Origin of the sequence: Azohydromonas sp. (assembly GCF_035325925.1) — a bacterium.
Classification (GTDB): Bacteria; Pseudomonadota; Gammaproteobacteria; order Burkholderiales; family Burkholderiaceae_C; genus Calidifontimicrobium.
Genome location: NZ_DAOKZA010000031.1, coordinates 1 through 22,218, shown reverse-complemented (window position 1 = coordinate 22,218; position 22,218 = coordinate 1). Strand labels below are relative to the sequence as shown.

At 72.5% G+C, this 22,218-nt stretch carries 19 protein-coding genes; 9 read left to right on the top strand and 10 right to left on the bottom strand.

The window, feature by feature from the left end; genetic code table 11:
* Window positions 1–45: 45 nt before the first annotated feature.
* From PKC53_RS12365 to PKC53_RS12325, 9 genes are all read right to left on the bottom strand, one after another.
* Window positions 46–2,325 (bottom strand): bifunctional (p)ppGpp synthetase/guanosine-3',5'-bis(diphosphate) 3'-pyrophosphohydrolase, encoded by a 2,280-nt coding sequence (locus PKC53_RS12365; protein ID WP_324428991.1) that lies wholly within the window; start codon window positions 2,323–2,325, stop codon window positions 46–48.
* Between the two features lie 111 nt (window positions 2,326–2,436).
* Window positions 2,437–2,640, bottom strand: coding sequence for a DNA-directed RNA polymerase subunit omega (rpoZ, locus tag PKC53_RS12360; RefSeq protein WP_119353755.1), 204 nt, complete (start codon window positions 2,638–2,640; stop codon window positions 2,437–2,439).
* A 13-nt stretch (window positions 2,641–2,653) separates the two neighbouring features.
* The gene (gene gmk, locus PKC53_RS12355; RefSeq protein ID WP_324428988.1) at window positions 2,654–3,274 is read right to left on the bottom strand and encodes a guanylate kinase; all 621 of its coding nucleotides are present in this window, start codon (window positions 3,272–3,274) and stop codon (window positions 2,654–2,656) included.
* A 66-nt stretch (window positions 3,275–3,340) separates the two neighbouring features.
* Complete coding sequence (locus PKC53_RS12350) at window positions 3,341–3,829, bottom strand: cytochrome C (RefSeq protein WP_324428986.1); 489 nt, start codon at window positions 3,827–3,829, stop codon at window positions 3,341–3,343.
* Between the two features lie 13 nt (window positions 3,830–3,842).
* A complete protein-coding gene (locus tag PKC53_RS12345; RefSeq protein ID WP_324428984.1) occupies window positions 3,843–4,385 on the bottom strand; it encodes a methylamine dehydrogenase light chain in 543 nt (180 codons plus the stop codon).
* Entirely contained in the window at window positions 4,382–4,990 is a 609-nt protein-coding gene (mauD, locus tag PKC53_RS12340) for a methylamine dehydrogenase accessory protein MauD (protein ID WP_324428982.1), read from the bottom strand. The genes PKC53_RS12345 and mauD overlap by 4 nt, the downstream gene beginning before the upstream one ends.
* Complete coding sequence (locus PKC53_RS12335) at window positions 4,987–5,541, bottom strand: MauE/DoxX family redox-associated membrane protein (protein WP_324428980.1); 555 nt, start codon at window positions 5,539–5,541, stop codon at window positions 4,987–4,989. The genes mauD and PKC53_RS12335 overlap by 4 nt, the downstream gene beginning before the upstream one ends.
* Before the next feature lie 8 nt (window positions 5,542–5,549).
* Window positions 5,550–6,734, bottom strand: a complete 1,185-nt coding sequence (locus tag PKC53_RS12330) for an amine dehydrogenase large subunit (RefSeq protein ID WP_324428978.1) — start codon at window positions 6,732–6,734, stop codon at window positions 5,550–5,552.
* Between the two features lie 49 nt (window positions 6,735–6,783).
* Window positions 6,784–7,314 carry a MarR family winged helix-turn-helix transcriptional regulator gene (locus PKC53_RS12325; RefSeq protein ID WP_324428975.1) on the bottom strand — a complete coding sequence of 177 codons (531 nt, stop codon included), beginning with the start codon at window positions 7,312–7,314 and terminating at the stop codon, window positions 6,784–6,786.
* A gap of 148 nt (window positions 7,315–7,462) precedes the next feature.
* Here PKC53_RS12325 and PKC53_RS12320 point away from each other — a divergent pair, with 148 nt between their 5' ends.
* The 5 genes from PKC53_RS12320 (at window position 7,463) to PKC53_RS12300 (ending at window position 13,776) form a co-directional block, all read left to right on the top strand.
* Window positions 7,463–8,911 carry an NAD-dependent succinate-semialdehyde dehydrogenase gene (locus PKC53_RS12320; RefSeq protein ID WP_324428973.1) on the top strand — a complete coding sequence of 483 codons (1,449 nt, stop codon included), beginning with the start codon at window positions 7,463–7,465 and terminating at the stop codon, window positions 8,909–8,911.
* A complete protein-coding gene (locus PKC53_RS12315; RefSeq protein ID WP_324428971.1) occupies window positions 8,908–9,624 on the top strand; it encodes an HAD-IA family hydrolase in 717 nt (238 codons plus the stop codon). Before PKC53_RS12320 ends, PKC53_RS12315 begins: the two co-directional genes overlap by 4 nt.
* Window positions 9,621–10,994 (top strand): aminotransferase class III-fold pyridoxal phosphate-dependent enzyme, encoded by a 1,374-nt coding sequence (locus tag PKC53_RS12310; RefSeq protein ID WP_324428969.1) that lies wholly within the window; start codon window positions 9,621–9,623, stop codon window positions 10,992–10,994. The genes PKC53_RS12315 and PKC53_RS12310 overlap by 4 nt, the downstream gene beginning before the upstream one ends.
* Before the next feature lie 69 nt (window positions 10,995–11,063).
* The gene (locus PKC53_RS12305) at window positions 11,064–12,491 is read left to right on the top strand and encodes an APC family permease (protein ID WP_324428967.1); all 1,428 of its coding nucleotides are present in this window, start codon (window positions 11,064–11,066) and stop codon (window positions 12,489–12,491) included.
* Between the two features lie 4 nt (window positions 12,492–12,495).
* Window positions 12,496–13,776: a Tm-1-like ATP-binding domain-containing protein gene (locus PKC53_RS12300; protein ID WP_324428965.1), complete on the top strand. Its 1,281-nt coding sequence runs from the start codon at window positions 12,496–12,498 to the stop codon at window positions 13,774–13,776.
* Between the two features lie 544 nt (window positions 13,777–14,320).
* Here PKC53_RS12300 and PKC53_RS12295 read toward each other — a convergent pair.
* On the bottom strand, window positions 14,321–15,181 hold the full coding sequence (locus tag PKC53_RS12295) for a LuxR C-terminal-related transcriptional regulator (RefSeq protein WP_324428963.1): 861 nt from the start codon (window positions 15,179–15,181) through the stop codon (window positions 14,321–14,323).
* A gap of 185 nt (window positions 15,182–15,366) precedes the next feature.
* On the opposite strand from PKC53_RS12295, the gene PKC53_RS12290 reads away from it, so the two are divergent.
* The 4 genes from PKC53_RS12290 to PKC53_RS12275 form a co-directional block, all read left to right on the top strand.
* Window positions 15,367–16,797, top strand: a complete 1,431-nt coding sequence (locus PKC53_RS12290; protein ID WP_324428961.1) for an aldehyde dehydrogenase family protein — start codon at window positions 15,367–15,369, stop codon at window positions 16,795–16,797.
* 148 nt (window positions 16,798–16,945) lie between these two features.
* Window positions 16,946–18,316 (top strand): DUF1329 domain-containing protein, encoded by a 1,371-nt coding sequence (locus PKC53_RS12285; protein ID WP_324428959.1) that lies wholly within the window; start codon window positions 16,946–16,948, stop codon window positions 18,314–18,316.
* 26 nt (window positions 18,317–18,342) lie between these two features.
* Window positions 18,343–20,061 (top strand): DUF1302 domain-containing protein, encoded by a 1,719-nt coding sequence (locus PKC53_RS12280; RefSeq protein ID WP_324428957.1) that lies wholly within the window; start codon window positions 18,343–18,345, stop codon window positions 20,059–20,061.
* Between the two features lie 58 nt (window positions 20,062–20,119).
* On the top strand, window positions 20,120–22,218 hold a 2,099-nt coding region (locus tag PKC53_RS12275), incomplete at its 3' end, for an MMPL family transporter (protein WP_324428955.1).

Genomic DNA, 22,218 nt, shown 5'->3' with positions numbered 1-22,218 from the left:
GGTCGGTGGCGTCGTGACGGTCGGTCTGCGCGGGTCGGCGCGTCGTCAGGGCTTCACGCGCTGCACGCGCAGCACCGACGGCGCGCGCTTGAGCGCGCGCAGCACGTCGGCCAGGTGCAGGCGGTCGCGCACCGCGAGCAGCAGCTTGAGGTCGACCGTCTCGCCGGCGCGCTCGTCGCCCATGTGGATGTGCGTGATGTCGGCCTCGGCCGCGCTGACGGCGGCGGCGACGCGCGCCAGCACGCCCTTGCCGTTCTCCACCAGCACCTGCACCGCCGTCTCGAACGGCCGCGTCGGCTCCTCGGCCCACTCGACGGGCAGCCATCGTTCGCTGTCGCGCTCGTACAGCTTCTTGCCGACGCTGCACTCGGCGGTGTGCACCGTCAGCCCTTCGCCGCGGCCGAGGTAGCCGACGATCGCGTCGCCGGGGATCGGTCGGCAGCAGCCGGCCAGTTGCACCGACGCGCCTTCGCTGCCGTCGATCGTCACCAGCCCCTGCGCCGGGGCGTTGTCGTCGGCGGCGTAGCGGCCCATCGTCAGCGTCACCGCGTCGGGGCGCGCGCCGCGCTCGGCCAGCATCTGCGCGACGCGCTTGGCGACGATGGTCGCGATCTTGCGCCCCAGCCCGATGTCGACCATCAGCTCGCTGCGGTTGCGGTTGCCGCTCCAGCGCGTGACCTGCTGCCACAGCGCCGACGCGTCGGCGTCGTTCGGGTCGCCCGGGGGCATCGGCAGGCCCTCGGCGCGCAGCGCCTGCTTGAGCAGCTTCTCGCCCAGCGCCCGGCTCTCTTCGGCCTCCATGTTCTTCAGGTAATGCCGGATCTTGCTGCGCGCGCGACCCGTGCGCACGAAGTTCAGCCAGCCGGGGTTCGGCCTGGCGCCGGGCGCGGTGACGATCTCGACGACGTCGCCGTTCTTCAGCTCGGTGCGCAGCGCCACCGGCTCGCCGTTGACGCTGGCCGCCACCGTGTGGTCACCGACGTCGGAGTGGATCGCGTAGGCGAAGTCCACCGGCGTCGCGCCGCGCGGCAGCGCCAGGATCTTGCTCTTCGGCGTGAACACGTAGACCGCCTCGGGGAAGAGGTCGATCTTCACGTGCTCGAGGAACTCGGCCGAGTCGCGCGTCTCGTCCTGGATGTCGAGCAGGCTCTGCAGCCACATCGAGCCCAGGCGCTGGGCCTCCTTCGGGTCGTGCGCGTCCTTGGCCTTGTACATCCAGTGCGCGGCGATGCCGGCCTCGGCCACCGCGTGCATCGCCTCGGTGCGCACCTGGAACTCGACCGCGGTGCCCAGCGGGCTGACCAGCGTCGTGTGCAGCGACTGGTAGCCGTTGGCCTTGGGGATCGCGATGTAGTCCTTGAACCGCCCCGGCACCGGCTTGTACAGCTGGTGCATCACGCCCAGCGCCTGGTAGCACTCGAGCAGCTCGCCGACCACGATGCGAAAGCCGAAGATGTCGTTGACCTGCGCGAAGCTGGTGTGCTTCTCGCGCATCTTGCGGTAGATCGAGTAGATCGTCTTCTCTCGCCCGGCGATCTGCACCTTGATGCGCGCCTTCGCGAAGGCGCGCGTGACGTCGGCCTGCACGCGCTCGACGATGTCGCGCCGGTAGCCGCGCGAGCGCTGCACCGCCTTGGACAGTGCCGCGTGGCGCCACGGGTGCAGGTGCTCGAACGACAGTTCCTGCAGCTCGCGGTAGGTCTGGTTCAGCCCGAGGCGGTGCGCGATCGGCGCGTAGATGTCCAGCGTCTCGCGCGCGATGCGCCCGCGCTTGTCGGGCGCCATCGCGGCCATCGTGCGCATGTTGTGCAGCCGGTCGGCGAGCTTGACCAGGATGACGCGCACGTCGCGCGCCATCGCCAGCAGCATCTTGCGGAACGACTCGGCCTGCGACTCCTCGCGCGTGTTGAACTGCAGCTTGTCGAGCTTGGTGAGCCCGTCGACGAGGTCGGCGGTGGCGGCGCCGAAGCGCTCGATCAGCTCGGTCTTGCCGACGCCGCAGTCCTCCATCGCGTCGTGCATCAGCGCGGCCATGATCGCCTGCGCGTCGAGTTTCCAGTCGGCACACAGCCCGGCCACCGCGATCGGGTGCGTGATGTACGGCTCGCCGCTGGCGCGGAACTGCCCGAGATGCGCCTCGTCGGCGAACTTGAAGGCCTCGCGCACCTGCTTCAGGTCGGCCTTCGACAGGTAGCCGAGCTTGTCGGTGAGTGCGGCGAACGACGCGGCTTCGGGCGACTTCTCCGCGGCGCGGCCCAGGCTCAGGCGCGGCAGCCCCTGCAGTGCGGACGGCAGCAGTTCGGCGGCCAGCGATCGGATGCCCATGCGCCAATTTAGCAGGCCCCGCCGCGCGGCGCGCTGCGCCGGCGCATGCCCGCGCGGGCCGCGAAGCAAAACGGGCGCCCGCGGGCGCCCGTCGTCAGGTCGTCGAGGCGGTCAGATCGGCACGCGACGCAGCATCTCGAGCCCGACCTCGCCGGCGGCGATCTCGCGCAGCGCGGTCACGCCGGGCTTGTTCTTCGTCTCGATCTTCGGCGCGTGGCCCTGGCTGAGCATGCGCGCGCGGTACGTCGCGGCGAGCACCAGCTGGAAGCGGTTCGGGATCTTCTGCAGGCAGTCTTCGACGGTGATGCGGGCCATGGCGGGTTCCGGTTCAGATCAGGTCGAGCGCGGCGAACACCTGCGACTTGTTGCGCTTCTGCGCCGCGTACTTCAGACGCTGCGAGTGCACGACCGTCTTCAGGTCGAACAGCGCCGTCTCGAAAAGGGCATTGATTATCACATAGTCGAAGTGCCGCGCCTGGGCGACCTCCTCGCGCGCGTTGGCCATGCGCTGCTCGATGACCTCGGCGCCGTCCTCGCCGCGGCGCAACAGGCGCTGTCGCAGCTCGTCCCAGCTCGGAGGCAGGACGAAGATCAGCACCGCGTGTGCGAACAGCTGCTTGATCTGCAGCGCGCCCTGCCAGTCGATCTCGAGCACGACGTCCTCGCCGGCGGCCAGCCGCCGCTGCAGCTGGGCGCGCGAGGTGCCGTACAGGTTGCCGTGCACCCGCGCCCACTCGACGAACTCGCCGCGTTCGATCATGCCGCTGAACGTCGGCTCGTCGATGAAGTGGTACTCGCGGCCGTCGCGCTCCTGGCCGCGCGGCGCTCGCGTGGTGTGCGACAGCGACACCGACAGGTGCGCGTCGAGCTCGAGCAGCGCCTTGACCAGGCTGGACTTGCCGGCGCCGCTGGGCGCGGCGACGACGAACAGGTTGCCGGGGGTGTCCACGCGCGTCGGTCTCGCAGGCGCGGCACCGCGCCGCGTGCAGCGCAGTGTAGCGGTCGCGCGGGGTGGCTACAGCGCGTGCCCCATGCCGTGCAGCCGCTCGACCAGCTGCTTGCGCGTGCCCGGCACGTCGACCAGGCGCTCGCGGCGCAGGCGCGCGATCTCGTCGGCGGTGTACGGCGCCGTCCCCGAAGGCGTGCTGGGCTGCGCGATGCCGGCGAGCAGCCAGTTCATCAACGCGGCGACGTCGCTGTCGGCCAGCGGCGTGTGCGACACGCCGGGCACCTTGACGATGAACTCGCGCCCGCCGTCGACGCGCAGGAAGTGCCCGAGCACGCCGCGCATGTTCGGGATGCCCTTGGCCGGCGCGCCGCGGCCGTCCTCGCGGTGGCAACCCGAGCAATACTGCAGGTAGTTGAGCTGCGGCGTGTGGCCGTTGGGCGGCAGCCGCGAGGTGTCGCGCCCGGCGTGCGCGGCGGTGGCGGCCAGCGCCAGCGCGGCCAGGGTCGTCACGGCCCGCGCGGGCATCCGCGCCGCGCCGCTGCGCTTCGTCGCCATGGCTCGCTCCCCTTCAGGCCTCGCCGACGATCACCGACAGCGTGCAGTGGTACACCGAGCTGTCGCTGGCCATGCACCAGTTGATGTCGTTGTTGACGCCGAGCCGGTAACCCGGGCGGTCGCCGACGTTGGTGTTGCAGAAGCAGCGTCCGCAGCTGACGCGGCCGCAGCAGTCGTAGTAGTTGACGAGGTAGTTCTTGCCGTCGGTCGGGTTCAGGCAGGTGCCCAGCCACGAGACCTTCGAGATCTCGGTGCCCGGCGGGCAGCTGGTGGCGCTGCCGCCGCAGCAAGAGCACAGGAAGCCGTCGACCGAGCAGTAGCGCCAGTAGTCGCAGTCGTACTCGCCGGGTTGGCGTTTCCTGCCGCCGCCGCCGCCCGCGCCGCCGGCGGCGTGCGCCTGCTGCGTGCGGTCGAACGGCAGCACCGGCAGCGCGAACGCGCCGGCCACCAGCACCCGGCCCACGCGCACCAGCGCACTGCGCCGCGACGTGCGCTGCGCCAACGCGCGCACGCGGCGTTCGGCGACACGGTCGAGCAGGTCGAACAGGATCTTCATGCGCGCTCCTTCGCGAAGCGGGGTTGGTCGAGGTACTCCTGCACCGAGGCGACGCCCAGCTCGCGCGCGGCGAACAGGCTCTCGAGCTGCTCGCGCGAGTTGACCAGCCCCTTGGCGCGCACGCGCCCGGACTCGTCGATCAGCACCGCGTACGGCAGCTTCGCGACGCGGTAGTGCATGCCCAGCTCGGCGGACAGCAGGTACGGGAAGTCGTCGAGCGCCGCGCGGCGGCGGAACGCCTCGTGCGCCGGTGCCTCGCCGTCCGAGGCGAGCACGATGTCGAGCCAGCCCTGCTCGGCGGCGCGGGTCGACTTCAGGATCGGCAGCAGCTTCTTGCACACCGGGCAGGTCGGCGACAGGAAGAACAGCAGCGTCGCGCGCGGTGCGGTGCCGCCGAGCCGCCGCGTGCCGCCGCCGAGCAGCGGCAGCTCGAACACGCGCGCCTCGTCGCCGACCTTCGGGCCGCTGTCCATCATCAGCGCGCCCATCGGCGCGATGCGCTCGTACAGGATGCCGACCTGCCGCGCCAGCGCGATGACCGCGACCAGCAGCGCGAGCACGGCGATCCACAGCAGCACGTTCGACACCAGCAGGGCTTCGTTCACGGCAGTTTCCTCAGCGATTGCAGACGGGGCTGCTGCGCGAGCAGCGTGTTGGCCAGCGCCCAGGCGCCGAGCAGGAACAGCGTGGCACCGGTGATCAGCGGCACGTCGACCCACGGCACCAGCGCGCGTTCGGCCGGCGGCAGCGCCGCGGCGAGCGCCAGCGCCACGAGCGCCGCGTTGCGCAGCAGCAGGCCGGGGCCGATCGGCACCTCGGTGTCGCCGCCGCAGCCGCAGTCGATGCCGCCGCGGCCGCGGGCCAGCGCGGCGGCGACGGCGACGCTGACCAGCGTCACCAGCAGCGCCGCTGCCAGCGCGCCGGCGCCGCGCGTGGCCAGCGGCAGCAGCGCGACGCCGGACACCGCCTCGCCGAACGGCAGCAGCCAGGCGACGGGGCGCAGCGCCGGCGCGGGCAGCAGCTCGTAGTTGGCCAGCGTCTCGCGCCACAGCAGCGGGTCGCGCAGCTTGGACCACGCGCCGCCGAGCAGCAGCAGCGCGAGCGCCGCGGCCAGCGCGTGGCCGATCGCCGGGTCGAGCGCGGGCAGGGGGGGCATCGCCGGCGTCACTGCAGCACCAGGTACACCGGCGTTTCGCCGATCGGGTCGCTGCGCTGCACCTTCGAAGGCAGGCCAGGCCCGCCGAAGTCGAGCCGCACGATGCGGTTGTCGGCCGCCGACAGCACGTACAGCAGGTCGGGCGCCGACGGTGGGCCGAAGCTCATCGACAGCGCGGTGTGGCCGGGCAGCCGCCCCGACCGCTGGCGCTTCGCGAGGTCGTACACCCACAGCTTCGACGCCGGGTTCTTGTGGCTGCCCTCGCCGCCGCCCTCGTGCATCGCCACCACCAGGCGCTTGCCGTTGGGGTCGATCGCGAACAGCTGGAACCCGCCGGGGCGCCAGCCCTGGCGGCGTTCGGCCGCCGACATCAGCGACCACGGCTGCCCGTCGGGCACCAGCGCACTGTCGACCGGGCGCACCGTGTGCACCATGCCGGCGAACGAGACGAAGACGAAACGGTCGCCGAGCGATTCGTAGTGGATGAACACCGGGTCGCGGTCGGCGTCGAAGAACGCCGGCCCGGCGTGCGTGGCGGCCAGCGCGCCGCCGGCGTCGAGGTCGTAGGTGGTCGTCGTGCCGTCGCCGCACACGCTCGAGATGCGCCGTGCGTTGCCGGGCCACGGCAGCACGCCCCAGCAGCCGGGGTTCTCGATCTCGGCGGTGACGCGCCGCGCCTGCAGGTCGACCACCGTGATCGACGTGGCCGGCGTCGCGTTCTGCACGAACAGGAAGCGGTCGTCGGCGCTGACGGTGGTCAGCGCCTTGATCTGCAGCCCCTGCGTGCGCTTGGGCGGGATCTCGATCTCGTGGCTGAGCGTCAGATCGGCGCTGCGGTAGACCTCGACCACGTCGGTGCGCGTGCCGCGCTGCAGGCGGCTGTGGTACGTCGTGGCCACGTAGACCCAGCGCCCGTCGCGCGACAGCTGCACCAGCCCGGCGTAGCCCGAGCCGAGCATCGCGACGAAGCCGAGCTTGCCGCCGTCGAGCAGGTGCATGCGCCCGTCGACGAGGTGGTTCATCGCCGGGTCGCTCAGCCACAGCCGCGGCCCGGTGGGCGCGGGCAGCGGCGCCATCGTCGCCTGCTCGGGCAGGCGGCGCGGGTCGACGCGCTCGGCGTGCGCCGCCAGCGCGGCGGCGAGCAGCGCGGCGGCGAACGCCGCGGCGCGGGTCAGGCGGGACGTCGTCGTCATCGGCGCTCCTTCGCGTGGCGGGGCGGGGTGCGGGGCGTGGTGCGCGACCTCATTCGCGTTCCTCGCCGCTGCGCACCATCAGCTTGTCGAGGATGACGTCGAGCTGGCGGTGCTCGTCGTCGCTCAGCGCTTCCAGGTACCAGGCTTCGCGCGCCGCCGCCTCGGGCAGGATCTGCGCGCACATGCGTGCGCCGGCGTCGGTCAGCGCCAGCAGCAGGCGGCGGCCGTCGTCGGGGTCGGGCGCGGTCTCGATCATGCGCAGGTCGACCAGCCGACGCTGCGCGCGCGACACGCGCGCCTTGTCCATGCTGGTGCGCTCGACGACCTCGTGGAACGCCTGCCGGCCGTAGGCGTACAGCGCCATCAGGATGCGCCACTCGGGGATCTGCAGCCCGAAGCGCGTCTCGAACAGGTGGCCGATCGACTGCGAGACGCGGTTGGCGACCACCGCCAGCTTGAACGGGATGAAGTCCTCGAGGCGACCGATCGGGCCGAGCGTGGGCCGGCGCACGGTGACGCGACGCGCCGTGGCGGCGCGCGGCCGCGTCGCGGCACGGGGGGTCTTGGTGGATGCGGGCATGCGGGGCTGCGTTTCCTATCGTTGACGATAAAACAATCTGGGGGCCGCCGGCCATCAGGGTCCACCCTGTGTGCGCGGCGCCGTCGGGCGACGATACTACTCGTTGACAATGAAACAATCGACTGCGTCCGCACCGACTTCCACACCGGTGCCGGTGCCTCCGGCCTACCCGGCGCCGGCGCTGCGCATCGGTGGCGCGTGGGTCGACGCGACCGCCAGCGGCACGCTGCCGGTGGTCGACCCCGCCACCGGCGGGGTCGTGGGCGCGCTGCCGGTGGCCGGGGCGGCCGAGGTCGACGCCGCCGCGGCGGCCGCCGCGGCGGGGTTCGACGTCTGGCGCCGCAGGCTGCCCATCGAGCGCTTCGCGCTGATCTCGCGCGCCACCGCGCTGCTGCGCGAGCGCGCCACCGACGTCGCCGCGGTGCTCACGCGCGAGCAGGGTAAGCCGCTGGCCGAGGCCGAGCGCGAGGTGCGGCTGTCCGCCGAGATCATCGACTTCCTCGCCGAGGAGGCCAAGCGCCTGGCCGCGCGCGGCGTGCCGCCGCGCACGCCCGGCGTCGCCAGCCAGACGGTGCTGCGCGTGCCGGTCGGGCCGGTGGCGGCGTTCACGCCGTGGAACTTCCCCTGCAACCTGCCGGCGCGCAAGATCGGCGCGGCGCTGGCTGCCGGCTGCAGCGTCGTGCTCAAGCCCGACGAGCGCACCCCGGCCGCCGCGGCGGCGCTGGTGCGCTGCTTCGTCGACGCCGGGCTGCCCGACGGCGTGCTCAACCTCGTCGCCGGCCGCCCGGCCGAGATCGCGCGCGCGCTGATCGCCGATCCGCGCATCGCCAAGGTCTCGTTCACCGGCTCGGTGGCGGTGGGCCGCGAACTCGGCGCGCTGGCCGCGGCGCACGGCAAGCGCTACACCGCCGAGCTCGGCGGCCACGCGCCGGTGATCGTCTGCGCCGACGCCGACCCCGCCGCGGTCGCGCCGCTCGCGGTGGCGGCGAAGTTCCGCAACGCCGGCCAGGTGTGTGCATCGCCGATCCGCTTCCTGGTGCACCGCTCGCGCTACGCGGCGTTCCGCGATGCCTTCGTCGCCGGCGCGCGCGCGCTGCGCGTCGGCCCCGGCAGCGAACCGTCGTCGCAGATGGGCCCGCTGGTGGCCGAGCACCGGGTGCGCGAGATGCAGGCCTTCGTCGACGACGCGCTCGCGCACGGCGCCTCGCTCGCGTGCGGCGGCCGCCGCATCGACCGCCCCGGGTACTTCTATGCGCCCACCGTCATCGAGGGCGCGCCGCCGGCCGCGCGCGTGCAGCGCGACGAGCCGTTCGGCCCGCTGGCGCTGCTCGACGCCTTCGACGACCTCGACGACGCGATCGCGCGCGCCAACGCGCTGCCGTACGGGCTGGCGGCGTATGCCTTCACGCACGACCTGCGCACCGCGACGCGGCTGGCCGACGCGCTCGACGCCGGCATGGTCGGCATCAACCACTTCGGCGTGTCGCAGCCCGAGACGCCTTTCGGCGGCGTCAAGGCCAGCGGCGTCGGCCACGAGAGCGGGCTCGAGGGGCTGCTCGGCTGCACCGAGCTCAAGCTGGTGAGCGTGGCCACATGAACGCCGCCGTCGCCGACGACGCGCAGGTCGACGCGGGCGCGCCGCGCACGCCGCCGCGCGGGCTGCTGCTCGACTTCGGCGCGGTGATCAGCCGCTCGCTGTTCGAGTGCCACCGCGACACCGAGCGCCAGCTCGGCCTGCCGGCCGGCACGCTGACCTGGCTCGGCCCGCTGGACCCGTCGACCGACCCGCTGTGGCGCGCGCTGCAGCGCCAGCAGATCAGCGAGCGTGACTACTGGGCGCTGCGCGCGCGCGAGCTCGGCGAGGCGGTCGGCGAGCACGACTGGGACACGCGCGCGATGCTCGCGCGCGTGCGCCACACCGACCCGGTGCGCACGGTGCGCCCGCAGATCGCGCGGCTGATCGCCGCCGCGCGCGCGGCCGGGCTGCGCGTGGGCATCCTGTCCAACGAGCTCGAGCTGTTCTACGGCACGGCGTTCCTCGAGCGCATGGACGTGCTGCGCGGGCTCGACGCCGTGGTCGACGCGACGCACACCGGCATCCTCAAGCCCGACCCGCGCGCCTACGCGCTGGCCGCCGAGCAGCTGGCGCTGCCGCCGGCGCAGATCCTGTTCGTCGACGACCAGTTCCGCAACATCGCCGGTGCCGTCGACGCCGGCATGCAGGTGCACTACTTCGACCTGCGCGACGTGCCCGGCAACGTCGCCGCCGTCGCGGTGCGGCTGGGCCTGCACTGCGAGGAGTGGCGATGAGCTCGAGACGCCTCGATGCCGCCGCGCTGAAGGCGGCCAACGCACGCCACCTGTGGCACCCGATGGCGCATCCGCAGTCGATGCGCGAGCAGCCGCCCGACATCATCGTGCGCGGCGAGGGCAGCTGGATCTGGGACGTCGACGGCCACCGGCTGGTCGACGGCGTCGGCGGGCTGTGGAGCGCCAACCTGGGCTTCGGCCGGCGCGAGATCCGCGACGCGATCGTCGAGCAGCTCGACGAACTGGCCTTCTACAACATCTTCCGCGGCACCACGCACCCGCGCGCGATCGAACTCGCCGAGCGGCTGGTCGCGCTGATGGCCGACGACGGCGTCGCGGCGGTGGTGTTCAGCAACGGCGGCTCGGACGCGGTCGAGGGCGCACTGAAGATCGCGCGCCAGTACTGGAAGTGCCGCGGCCAGCGCGACCGGACCAAGTTCATCGCGCTGCGCCAGGGCTACCACGGCGTGCACTTCGGCGGCATGAGCGTCAACGGCAACACCAACTTCCGCCGCGCCTACGAGCCGCTGCTGCCGGGCTGCTTCCACGTCGACACGCCCTGGCTGTACCGCAACCCGTACACCGAAGACCCCGACGAGCTGGCGCGCCTGTGCGCCGAACTGCTCGAGCGCGAGATCGTCTTCCAGGGCCCAGACACCGTGGCGGCCTTCATCGCTGAGCCGGTGCAGGGCGCCGGCGGCGTGATCGTGCCCCCGGCGAGCTACTGGCCGCGCGTGCGCGCGGTGTGCGACCGGTACGAGGTGCTGCTGATCGCCGACGAGGTCGTGACCGGGTTCGGCCGCACCGGCGCGATGTTCGGCACCCGGCTGTGGGGCGTGCAGGCCGACCTGTGGTGCCTGGCCAAGGGCATCTCGTCGGGCTACGTGCCGCTGGGCGCCACCGCGGTGTCGACCCGCGTGGCCGACGCCGTCGCCGCCGGCGACGCGACCTTCGGCTCGGTCTCGCACGGCTACACGTACAGCGCGCACCCGGTCGCCGCGGCGGCCGCGCTGGCCACGCTGGACATCCTGGAGCGCGAAGACATCGTCGGCGCCGCGGCGCGCGAGGGCGCGTACCTGAACGGGCGGCTGCGCGAGATCGGCGCGCGCCATCGGCTGGTCGGCGACGTGCGCGGCATCGGGCTGATGGCCTGCCTCGAACTGGTCGCCGACCGCTCGACGAAGGCTTCGCTGCCGCGCGGCGCGAAGCAGGTGACGCAGGTCGCGCGCGAGGCCTACCGGCGCGGCGCGATGGTGCGCACCTCGGGCGCCAACGTGATCCTGTCGCCGGCACTGACGATCGAACGCGCGCAGGTCGACCTGCTGTGCGATGCGCTCGACGCCGCGCTCGCGGCGGTCGAGCAGGGGTGAGCGACGCACGCGGGTGCACCCTTGTCGCGGATGGGCCGCGGCGGGCGAGACCGACATGAGGAGACGACGATGAACGAGGCCATCGCCCCATCCGCCGCCACGACGGCGGCCGCGCCCGCGCCCGCGGGCACGCTGGGCTTTCGCGCGCTGTTCGCCGCCGCGATCGGGGTCATCGTCGCGCAGATCGGCATGGTGTCGGTGATGCAGGGGCTGGGCATCGCCGGGTGGGGCTTCGTCGGCGCGCTGGCGATCGCCTACGCGCTGGCGCTGGCCAACGTGCTCGCCTACGCCGAGCTGTCGCTGATGCTGCCCAGTGCCGGCGCGCTGTCGAGCTTCGCGCAGGCCGCGCTCGGGCACTTCCCGGCGATCCTGCTCGTGTTTGCCGGCTACATCACGCCGGCGATGTTCGGCCTGCCGGCCGAGCTGATCCTGGTCGACCAGATCGTCACGCAGGCGCTGCCGCTGCCGCTGCCGCCCTTCGCTTGGGCGGTGGCGCTGGTGCTGCTGTTCGCCTGGCTCAACGTGCTGGGCACCGACATCTTCGCGCGCGTGCAGACGGCGCTGGGTTTCATCGTGCTCGTGTTCCTGCTCGTCACCGGCGCGCTGGCGCTCGGTGGCGCGGGCACGCCGGCCACCGAGGCCGGTCACGACATCGCGCTGGCGACGATGGCCGAGGACACAATGGTGCTCGGCATCGTCGCGCTGGCGTTCTGGATCTTCATGGGCGTCGAGTTCGTCACGCCGCTGGTCAACGAGGCGCGCGACGCGAAGCGCGACATGCCGCGCGCGATGGTGCTTGGGCTGACGGCGATCTTCTTCGCGCAACTGCTGTTCGCGCTCGGCGGCGCGGCGGTGCTGTCGCGCGGGCAACTCGCCGGCAGCGCGACGCCGCACCTCGATGCGGTGGTCGCGGTCTTCGGCCCGCACGCCAAGGTCTGGTTCGCGGCGCTGGCGCTGGTCGCGTCGGCGAGCCTGTTCAACACCGTGCTGGCGGCGGTGCCGCGCATGCTGTGGGGCATGGCGATGAACGGGCAGGTGTTCCCGATCTTCCGCTACACGCACCCGCGCCACGGCACGCCGGTGGCGGCGATCGCCTTCGTCGCCGCGCTGCCGTTGGTGGGGCTGGTGTGGTCGGGCGGCAGCGTCGACGCGATCCTGCCGCTGATGATCGCGGCGTCGGTGGCCTGGCTGCTCGCCTACACGATGGCGCAGGTCTCGCTGCTGGTGCTGCGCTGGCGCCACCCCGAGTGGCCGCGGCCGTTTCGCGTGCCGCTGTTCCCGCTGCTGCCGCTGGCTGCGATCGCCGGCATGGCGGTGGTCGTCCTCAACTCGTCGCCGGCGCCCGAGATGACGGGCCAAATCGCGAGCTACACCGGGATCGTGCTGGCCGTCTTCGCCGTCGTCGGCGCGTTGTGGGTCAAGCTGGCGATGAAGCGCAGGCTGTTCGAGCCCGAGCGGCCCGAGCTGGCGGCGCTGCCGGGTGCGACGAAGGATTGAGCCCGTGCGCGACGCCCCCGCGCTGCTGCTGGTCGGCACCGCCGACACCAAGGCCGAGGAGCTCGCCTACCTGCGCCGCTGCGCCGAGGCGCAGGGCGCGCGCGTCGCGCTGATGGACGTCGGCGTGCTCGGCACGCCGCCGTACCCGCCCGAGATCGGCAACGCCGAGGTCGCCGCCGCCGCCGGCACGACGCTGCAGGCGCTGGCCGCACTCGGCGACGAGAACGCCGCGATGGCGGCGATGGCACGCGGCGCGGCGGTGATCGCACGCCAGCGCCACGCGCGCGGCGCACTGCACGGGATGATCGCACTCGGCGGCACGATGGGCACCGACCTCGCGCTCGACGTCGCCGCGGCGCTGCCGCTGGGCGTGCCGAAGGTGATCGTGACGACGGTGGCCAGCTCGCACCTGATCCCGCCCGAGCGCCTCGCGCCCGACCTGATGATGGTGCTGTGGGCCGGCGGGCTGTACGGCCTCAACGACGTTTGCCGCGCGACGCTGAGCCAGGCCGCCGGCGCGGTGGTCGGCGCGTGTCGCGCGGTCGACCCGCCGCGCGCCGGGCGGCCGCGGGTGGCGATCACCTCGCTGGGCAAGTCGTGCCTCGCGTACATGGTGCGGCTCGCGCCGGCGCTGCAGTCGCGCGGCTACGAGCCGGTCGTGTTCCACGCCACCGGGATGGGCGGGCGTGCGCTCGAGGCGCTGCTCGAGCAAGGGCAGTTCGCCGCCGTGTTCGACTTCTGCCAGGCCGAGCTCGCCAACTGGATGCAGGGTTCGGTCGTGCACGCCGGCCCGGACCGGCTGCGCGCTGCCGGCCGCCTGGGCGTGCCGCAGATCGTCGCCCCGGGGGCGAGCGACATGATCGACGTCCAGACCTGGGCCGCGCTGCCACCGCGCTTCCTGGGCCGCGCCTATCACGCGCACAACCGGCTGATCGCGTCGGTGGCGGCGACCGACGACGAGAAGCGCACGCTGGCCGCCGAGATCGGAGCGCGGCTCGCGCAGGCCCGCGGCCCGGTGGCGCTGCTGCTGCCGCGCCGCGGCATCCACGCCTGGGACCGCGAGGGCGAGCCGATGCACGACCCGGCGGGCCACGCCGCCTTCATGCAGGCGTTGCGTGGGCACGCGCGGCCGCCGGTCGAGTTGCACGAGCCCGATCTGCACATCAACGACGATGCCTTCGTCGACCTCGCGCTGACGATCTTCGACCGCTGGGTGGCCGAAGGCAGGATCGCGGCGGCGCCGTCCGTCGGTCAGGCTCAGGTGTCAGGGGTGGCGAGAACCTGATCGGTCGCGAACGGCCGCAGGTGACGGGGCGTCGTCGCACCGCACCTTCGGTTCGGTGCCGGCGTGGTCGATCCGTCATCGTGTACTGGCTGGATGGCGACGGTTGGCGCGTCGCGGCAGGCAGCACCCGCTGCGGGCTCACCCTGTGGCGGTCGACATTGCAGGCCGACTGCGCTGCTCGGCTCGGGGTCGCGCGGCCGAACTCGCTACGCTCCCTGCGGTCGCTTCGCTCGGACCACGTCCACGAGTCAGAGCACGAAGCGCGCTCACGCGCGCCGACCCCGCGCCTGCGCTGCTCGCCGCCACACAGATCGCACGCAGCGGGTGCTGCCTGCCGCGAGGGCCGTCGTGATGGGTGCGCGAAGGCGTGCTCGGGCTCGCCTTCGCCGTGCACGCCGCTTTGCCACTCCAGCCGGCGAAGTGCATCAAAGCGACGCCGACGGCTCGCTGACGTACCGCCTGCGACCTACCAACGGCTGACGGTCATCTTGAGTCTGAGCCCGAGATCGCGCAAGTCCGCCCGACACGCGGATCCGGGTCGCTCTCAGCGCGGCCCCGGCCGATGCTCGCTGAGCAGGTGGACCAGTCGCGAGGTCGAGCGCACGCCGAGCTTGAGGCGGATGCTGCGCAGCTGGTGATCGACGGTCGACAGCGAGCGCCCGAGCCGGCGCGCGACCTCCTTGTAGCTCAGCCCCTGCGCCACCAGCCACGCGACACGCTGTTCGGCCGGCGTCAGTCCGGCCAGCGCCGGCGCGCCGGCGTCGCGTGCCTCGTCGACCGCAGGCGTCGCGTCGAGCTCGATCGTCTCGCGGGCCAGCCGCTGGGCGGCGGCCAGCACCGGGCCGACCAGCTGGGCGGCAACCGCAGGCAGCTCGTTGCACGCCTGCGCGTTCCAGCGCGGCGCACGGCGATGCCAGTCGGCGCACATCAGGCCGACCGGGCGGGCGCCGTCGCGCACCGGCAGGGCGAGCTTGGCCGCCGTGCCCAGCGTGCGCAGTTCGCCGCGCATGCGCGCGCTGAAGCGCCGTTCCTGCTCGACCTCGGCGATCGCCGCGACGCCGTGGCCGGCCCACACCGCGCGGATCGACGGGTCGGTGGCATCGAACCCGATGCCCAGCACCGACGGCAGCGGCAGCGCCGCGCGCCGCGCCTCGGCGAGCACGACATAGCGGCTGCCCGCACCGTCGGCACCGACCCAGCCGCCGTAGCCGCCGTCGACGCGGTCGGCGTCGAGCGCGTCGCGCAGCCACTCGGCGGTGATCTGCCAGCAGCGCAGCGGCTCGTCGAGGTACAGCAGCAACTGCGCGGCGAGCTCGCGCGCCGGGCGCCAGGCGATCGCGCGCGGCCCCTCGAACAGGCTGCGGCGCAGGCGGCGTTGGGTCTGCAGCAGCAGGTCGTCGTCCATCGCGGTGCTCCGGCCCCGATGGTGCCGCGATCCGTGCGTTGCAGCATCGGGGTGTTCGCGCACGCCGACGCGGGTTTTCCCGTCGCGAATCTTCGCGATGGATGCGGCGCCCGGCGCTGCCCACACTGGCCTGCCGCGCGCGCGAGCCATCGCGCCCTGCCACGACGACCGCCGAGGAGACCCCGATGAAGACCTACGCCAACACCGTCGACGGCCGCGCCGTCGTGTCCGACCGCACCTTCGAGTCGCGCAACCCCGCCACCGGCGAAGTGCTCGGCCTGGTGCCGCACTCGACGCCCGAGCAGGTCGCGCAGGCGGTGGCCGCCGCGAAGCGCGCTCAGCCGGCCTGGGCCGCACGCCCCGACGCCGAGCGCAAGGCGCTGATGATGAAGGTCGCCGAGGTGATCAAGGCCAATGCCGAGACGCTGGCCGGCTGGGTCACGCGCGAGCAGGGCAAGCCGCTGGGCGGCGTCGGCCCGGACCAGGTGCCCGGCGCGCGCTTCGAGGTCTGGGGCTGCGAGGTCTGGACCCAGGTGCCGGCGAGCCTGGAACTGCCGGTCGACGTCGCGTTTGAGGACGACACGCGCCGCGACGAGGTGCACCGCAAGCCCTACGGCGTGATCGCGGCGATCGCGCCGTGGAACTGGCCGCTGCTGATCGCCATCTGGCAGATCGTGCCGTCGCTGCGCGCCGGCAACACGGTGGTCATCAAGCCTTCGGAGTACACCAGCATCGGCACGCTCGAGATGGTGCGGCTGATCGCCGAGGTCCTGCCGCCGGGCGTGCTGAACACCGTCAGCGGCCCGGGCGAGGTCGGCGCGCGGCTGGTCGACGACCCGCGGGTCGACAAGATCATGTTCACCGGCTCGGGGGCCACCGGCGCGAAGATCGCTGCCGCGGCGGCGAAGAATCTGACGCCGACGACGATGGAGCTGGGTGGCAACGACGCCGCGATCGTGCTGCCCGACGCCGACCCGAAGGCGATGGCGATGGGCCTGTTCTGGGGCGCCTTCCTCAACATGGGGCAGACCTGCGCCTGCGCCAAGCGGCTGTACGTGCCCGACAGCCTGCACGACGCCGTCGTCGCCGAGCTGAAGACGCTGGCCGAGGCGATGCCGATGGGCGACGGCATGAAGGACGGCACCGTGATGGGCCCGATCCAGAACCGCATGCAGTTCGACAAGGTCTCGCGCCTCGTCGAGCGCGCGCGCGCCGACGGCGCCACCATCGTCTGCGGGGGCCGGCCGGCCGACGGTCCGGGCAACTTCTTCCCGCTGACGATCGTCACCGACATCGACGACGGCGCGCCGCTGGTCGACGAGGAGCAGTTCGGCCCGGTGCTGCCGGTGATCCGCTACCGCGACGTCGACGACGCGGTGGCGCGCGCGAACCGGCTCGACGTCGGCCTCGGCGCGTCGGTGTGGTCGAGCGACGTGGGCCGCGCGCGCGAGGTGGCCTCGCGCATCCAGGCCGGCACGGTGTGGATCAACCAGCACGGGATGATCCACCCGATGGTGCCGTTCGGCGGCATCAAGGGGTCGGGCTGGGGCGTCGAGTTCGGCGTCGACGGGCTGAAGGCGGTCACGCAGCCGCAGGTGATCAGCATCAAGAAGTGACGCCGCGGCGGGTCGTGCGTCAGGGTGATTGCGGATTCACGATCTCGTTGACAATGAAACAATCGACCGGTCGTCGCGAGACCGTCGCGACGACCGGCCGATTCCCGGCCCCGCCGCCGCGGGGCCGCTGCACGATCGAGGAGCTCCGATGAAGCGCCCTGCCCTCCCGCTGATCGCCCTGGTGCTGGCCACGGTGGCCGCCCCGGCCGCCGCCGACGCCACGCGCCTGGGCGCCGACCTGACGCCCTCCGGCGCCGAGCGCGCCGCCGGCAAGGACGGCGCGATCCCCGCCTGGGCCGGCAACCAGCCGCAGCATGCCGGCTGGAGCCCGGGCGCGCCGCGCGGCGACCACTGGGTGCACAAGGGCGACAAGCCGCTGTTCAGCATCGACGCGTCGAACGCCGACCAGCACGCCGCGCGGCTGTCCCCGGGCCAGCTGGCGATGCTCAAGCAGGTCAAGGGCTACCGCATGGACGTCTACCCGACGCGGCGCAGCTGCGGCGTGCCCGACTTCGTCGCCGACAACACGAAGAAGAACGTCGGCTTCGCGAAGATCGGCGCCGACGGCTGGAGCCTCGCCGAGGCCTGGGTGCCCGGCTACCCGTTCCCGCTGCCGGCCACCGGCACCGAGGCGATGTGGAACGCCAAGATGCGCTACCGCGGCGTGGGCATCGACTACAAGAACACCGTCACCTCGGTGTCGCCGCGCAAGGGCGGCAGCGAGTGGATCCGCGCCGGCCAGGAGTTCACCGCGTTCATGCCCTGGGGCGTGAAGGGTTCGACCAAGCTGTCGACGCTGCCGCAGGTCGAGTACTACGCGTACTTCGCCTACAACTCGCCGACCGCGCTGGCCGGCCAGGCGCTGGCGATCGCGTTCTACCTGAACCAGCCCGGCAGCGAGACCTTCTACTACTTCCCCGGCCAGCGGCGCGTGCGCCGCATGCCGTCGTACTCGTACGACTCGCCGCAGATCGGCATGGAGAACCAGTACACGCTCGACGAGCCGTTCGTCTTCAACGGCACGATCGACCGCTTCGACTGGAAACTCGTCGGCAAGAAGGAGATGTACGTGCCGTACAACGCGTTCGGCGCCTACGACTTCAAGGGCAAGTGGGAGGACATCGCCAAGGCCGACGGCATCGCGCCGACGCACCGCCGCTACGAGCTGCACCGCGTGTGGGTGGTCGAGGCCACCGTCAAGGCCGGCATGCGACACACGGCGCCCAAGCGCACCTTCCACCTCGACGAGGACAGCTGGAACATGCTGGTCGCCGACGACTACGACGCGCAGGGACGCATCGCCAAGGTGCGCGAGGGCTTCCTGATCCCGGTCTACGAGACCGGCAGCTGCGACGTCTCGGCTTTCGTGCAGCACAACCTCACCGAGGGGCGCTACCTGTTCGACATGCACGCCGCCGGCACCGGGGCCGACGTGCGCTGGGTCGTCGAAGCCAGCGGTGCGCGCTTCAGCCCGGGCTTCTACACCGCCGACAACCTGCGCGCGATCAGCGACCGCTGAGCGCCGGCACACCGAGGAGCACAGGCATGAACCAGACCTGCACGCCCGCGCGTCGGCGCGCCATCGCGCTGGCGGCGCTCGCCGCCTGCGCCACCGCGGCGCACGCGTTCACCTTCGAGACCGAGGGGGTGCGCGGCAACTTCGACTCGACGATCACGCTGGGCGCCGGCGTGCGTGCGAAGGACCCGTCGTGCGCGCGCGTCGGCGACCTGTCGTACTGCGACGGCGCCGACATCTTCCGCTGGGGCAGCGGCGACGACGGCAACCTCAACTACCGCAAGGGCGACGTCTTCTCGGGCTACCTGAAGGGCAACCACGAGCTGCTGCTGAACTTCCGCGACGACTGGAAGTTCCTCGGCCGTGTCAACTGGCTGCACGACTTCAAGGCCGACGACACCGCGCGCACGCCGCTGTCGTCCGACGCCAAGGGCGAGATCGTCACCGACGTGCGCCTGCTCGACCTGTGGGTCGGCAAGTCGGGCCAGGCCGGCGAGCAGCGCTACAACCTGCGCGTGGGCAACCAGGTCCTGAACTGGGGCGAGAGCCTGTTCCTGCCCGGCGGCATCAACGCGACCAACGCGCTCGACATCCAGCGCCTGTCGCAGCCGGGGCTGAAGCTGCAGGAGGCGTCGCTGCCGGCACCGATGATCAGCGGCTCGCTGGGCCTGGGGCGCGGGCTGAGCGTCGACGCGTACTACCAGGTGCGCTGGAACCGCTTCAAGTTCCCGCCGGTGGGTGGCTACTGGTCGGTGGTCGACCTCTACGACAAGGGGCGCCAGCCGATCTACCTCGGCCCCGACCCGGCGTCGGCGGCCGCGCTCGGCGAACCGGAGTTCCCGTCGATCCCGCTGATCGGCGACGCCGAGCCGTCCGACGGCGGCCAGTGGGGCGTGGCGCTGCGCTGGCAGCCCGCCGGCAGCAGCGCGAACTACGGCTTCTACGCGCTGAACTACCACGACAAGACGCCGAACCTGCGCTTCGTCAACGGCCAGTCCGAGGGCCAGTGGGTGTTCCTCGAGGACCGTAAGCTGTTCGGCGCCTCGGTCAGCTTCCCGCTCGGCAACTGGGCCATCGGCGCCGAGCTGTCGTACCGCCCGAAGGACGCGATGACGCTGTCGAGCTGCTTCGCACCCGGCCAGGAGGGCAACAACGTCGACGGCTTCGCCCCGGCCGGCGAGTGCAACCTCTACGTCGACGGCAAGCGCTGGCAGATGCACGTCACCGGGCTGCTGAGCCTGACGCCGGGCGACCACGGCGCGTTCCTCGACCTGCTCGGCGCCGACACGGCGACGCTGCTCGCCGAGGCGGTCGTCGTGCACTACCCGGGGCTGAAGAAGGTGTTCCTGCGCAACGCGCCCGACGGCACGCCGGTGTCGCAGCTGCCGGCGGCCGGGCTGTGGAACTGGTCCGACGACGGCGGCGCCACCGTCTACGCGGCGGGCACCAGGACCTCGTGGGGCTTCAACTTCGACTTCAGCTGGGTCTACGACGGCTCGCTGATTCCCGGCTGGCAGGTCACCCCGGGCGTGTACCACTTCCGCGCGGTGTCCGGTCGCACGCCGAACCTCGCCGCGCTGTTCATGGAGGGCGCGCGCGTGACCAACCTGTACCTGCTGTTCACGCAGAACCCGGCGAACTGGCAGATCGGGCTGAACTACGCGATGTACGGCGGTGGCCGCAATCCGTTCGACCAGCCGCTGGGCGACCGCAACTTCTTCGGCGCCTTCGTCGCGCGCAACTTCTGACGCCACCGGCACCCGGGCGCGGCGGCGCGCCCGGGTGCCGCTGGCCGTACCCGCCCCGATGCCCGCCGCCGACCCTCCCGCTGCAGCGTCCGACGCCCCCGCGTCGGCGCTGGTGCGCGCGCTGCTGCGCATCGAGACCGCGCTGTTCGGCCTGCGCGGCCCGGTGCTCGTCGCGCTGGCGCTGCTGACGGTCGCGATGGCCGGCTTCGCGCTGCAGCTGCGCATGGACGCCGGCTTCGACAAGCAGATGCCGGTCGGCCACGAGTACGTCGAGACCTTCCGCACCTACCGCGACGACCTGATCGGCGCCAACCGGCTGACCGTGGTGGTGCGCGCGCGCGACGGCGCGATCTGGACGCGCGACGGGCTCACCCGCCTGCACGACGTGACGCAGGCGGTGATGTTCCTGCCGCACGTCTCGCGCGGCAGCGTGACCTCGCTGTGGACGCCCAACGCGTTCGTCAACGAGATCACCGAGGAGGGCTTCCGCGCCGACCCGCTGATCCCCGGCACGGTGACGCCGGCGGCGCTCGACGACGCGACGATCGCCGGCATCGCTCGCACCGCGCGCCAGGGCGGCTTCGTCGGCTCGCTGGTCGCGCACGACGAGTCGGGCGCGATGATCACCGCCGAGCTCAACGAGTACGACGCCGAGGGCCGGCGCATCGACTACGTGGCCTACAACGCGCAGCTCGAGGCGCTGCGCGCCCGGCACGAGGACGCCGCGTTCGAGGTGCAGATCATCGGCTTCGCCAAGCAGATCGGCGACATCGCCGACGGCGCCGCCGCGGTGCTCGAGTTCTGCCTGGTCGCGCTGGTGCTGACGACGCTGGCGGTGTACTGGTACTGCCGCTCGTGGCGCTTCACGCTGCTGCCGGTGGTGTGCTCGCTGGCGTCGCTGGTGTGGCAGTTCGGCACGCTGCACCTGCTCGGCTACGGCCTCGACCCGCTGGCCGTGCTGGTGCCGTTCCTGGTGTTCGCGATCGGCGTGTCGCACGGCGTGCAGCAGATCAACTACATCGTGCGCGAGATCGCGCAGGGCAAGTCGCCCGACGAGGCGGCGCGCGCCAGCTTCACCGGGCTGCTGATCCCCGGCACGCTGGCGCTGGTGACGGCCTTCGTCACCTTCGTCACGCTGATGCTGATCCCGATCCCGATGGTGCGCGAGCTGGCGGTGGCCGCGGCGCTGGGCGTGGCCTACAAGATCGTCACCAACCTCGTGATGCTGCCGCTGGCGGCGTCGTACGTGCGCGTGGGCCGCGACTACGCGGTGGCGCAGATGCGCGTGCGCGAGCGCCGCTCCAACCTGCTGCGCGCGCTGGCCCGGCTGGCCGAGCCGCGTGCCGCGGCCTGGGTGCTGGCCGTCGCGGCGGCGGTGTTCGCCGCGGCGCTGTGGTACAGCCGCGACCGTGTCGTCGGCACCGTCGAGCCCGGCGCGCCGGAGCTGCGCGCCGAGGCGCGCTTCAACCGCGACGCGGTGTCGATCGCGTCGAGCTTCGACATGGGGCTCGACTGGCTGAGCGTGGTGTTCGAGGCGCCGGCCGACTCGTGCGAGGCGGTGGCCGTGGGCGTGCACCACGACCGCTTCGCCTACGCGATGCGCGACGTCGACGGCGTGATGTCGATCGACTCGTTCTCGACCCAGCTGCGCCAGTACAGCGAGGGCTACAACGAAGGCCACCCGAAGATGTCGGTGATCCCGGTCGACCCGGCGAACTACGCGGCGCTGGCGTTCGAGGTCGCGCGCGCCCCGGGCACGATGCGCAAGGACTGCAGCATGACCGCCGCGCACCTGTACCTGGCCGACCACAAGACGACGACGATCGAGCGCGTGATCGCCGCGGCCAAGCGCTACCGCGACGAGCAGCCGCTGGGCGGCGTGACGGTGCGGCTGGCCGCCGGCAACGCCGGCGTGCTCGCGGCGATCAACGAGGAGGTCGCCGCCAGCGAGCTGCCGATGATGCTCAACGTCTACGCGGTGATCGTGCTGCTGGTGTTCGCCGTCTACCGCGACCTGCGCGCGGTGCTGGCGTGCTGCCTGCCGCTGACCGTGGGCACCTTCGTCGGCTACGCGTTCATGAAGGCGCTGGACATCGGGCTGACGGTGGCCACGCTGCCGGTGATGGTGCTCGCGGTGGGCATCGGCGTGGACTACGC

Excerpts from the sequence above, each read along its gene's own strand:
- PKC53_RS12345 (WP_324428984.1), bottom strand. The coding sequence starts at position 4,385 with ATGAAGATCCTGTTCGACCTGCTCGACCGTGTCGCCGAACGCCGCGTG.
- PKC53_RS12305 (WP_324428967.1), top strand. The coding sequence starts at position 11,064 with ATGAACGAGGCCATCGCCCCATCCGCCGCCACGACGGCGGCCGCGCCC.
- PKC53_RS12335 (WP_324428980.1), bottom strand. The coding sequence starts at position 5,541 with ATGCCCCCCCTGCCCGCGCTCGACCCGGCGATCGGCCACGCGCTGGCC.
- PKC53_RS12280 (WP_324428957.1), top strand. The coding sequence starts at position 18,343 with ATGAACCAGACCTGCACGCCCGCGCGTCGGCGCGCCATCGCGCTGGCG.
- PKC53_RS12330 (WP_324428978.1), bottom strand. The coding sequence starts at position 6,734 with ATGACGACGACGTCCCGCCTGACCCGCGCCGCGGCGTTCGCCGCCGCG.
- PKC53_RS12315 (WP_324428971.1), top strand. The coding sequence starts at position 8,908 with ATGAACGCCGCCGTCGCCGACGACGCGCAGGTCGACGCGGGCGCGCCG.
- rpoZ (WP_119353755.1), bottom strand. The coding sequence starts at position 2,640 with ATGGCCCGCATCACCGTCGAAGACTGCCTGCAGAAGATCCCGAACCGC.
- PKC53_RS12290 (WP_324428961.1), top strand. The coding sequence starts at position 15,367 with ATGAAGACCTACGCCAACACCGTCGACGGCCGCGCCGTCGTGTCCGAC.
- PKC53_RS12310 (WP_324428969.1), top strand. The coding sequence starts at position 9,621 with ATGAGCTCGAGACGCCTCGATGCCGCCGCGCTGAAGGCGGCCAACGCA.
- PKC53_RS12295 (WP_324428963.1), bottom strand. The coding sequence starts at position 15,181 with ATGGACGACGACCTGCTGCTGCAGACCCAACGCCGCCTGCGCCGCAGC.
- PKC53_RS12350 (WP_324428986.1), bottom strand. The coding sequence starts at position 3,829 with ATGGCGACGAAGCGCAGCGGCGCGGCGCGGATGCCCGCGCGGGCCGTG.
- PKC53_RS12325 (WP_324428975.1), bottom strand. The coding sequence starts at position 7,314 with ATGCCCGCATCCACCAAGACCCCCCGTGCCGCGACGCGGCCGCGCGCC.
- PKC53_RS12285 (WP_324428959.1), top strand. The coding sequence starts at position 16,946 with ATGAAGCGCCCTGCCCTCCCGCTGATCGCCCTGGTGCTGGCCACGGTG.
- PKC53_RS12365 (WP_324428991.1), bottom strand. The coding sequence starts at position 2,325 with ATGGGCATCCGATCGCTGGCCGCCGAACTGCTGCCGTCCGCACTGCAG.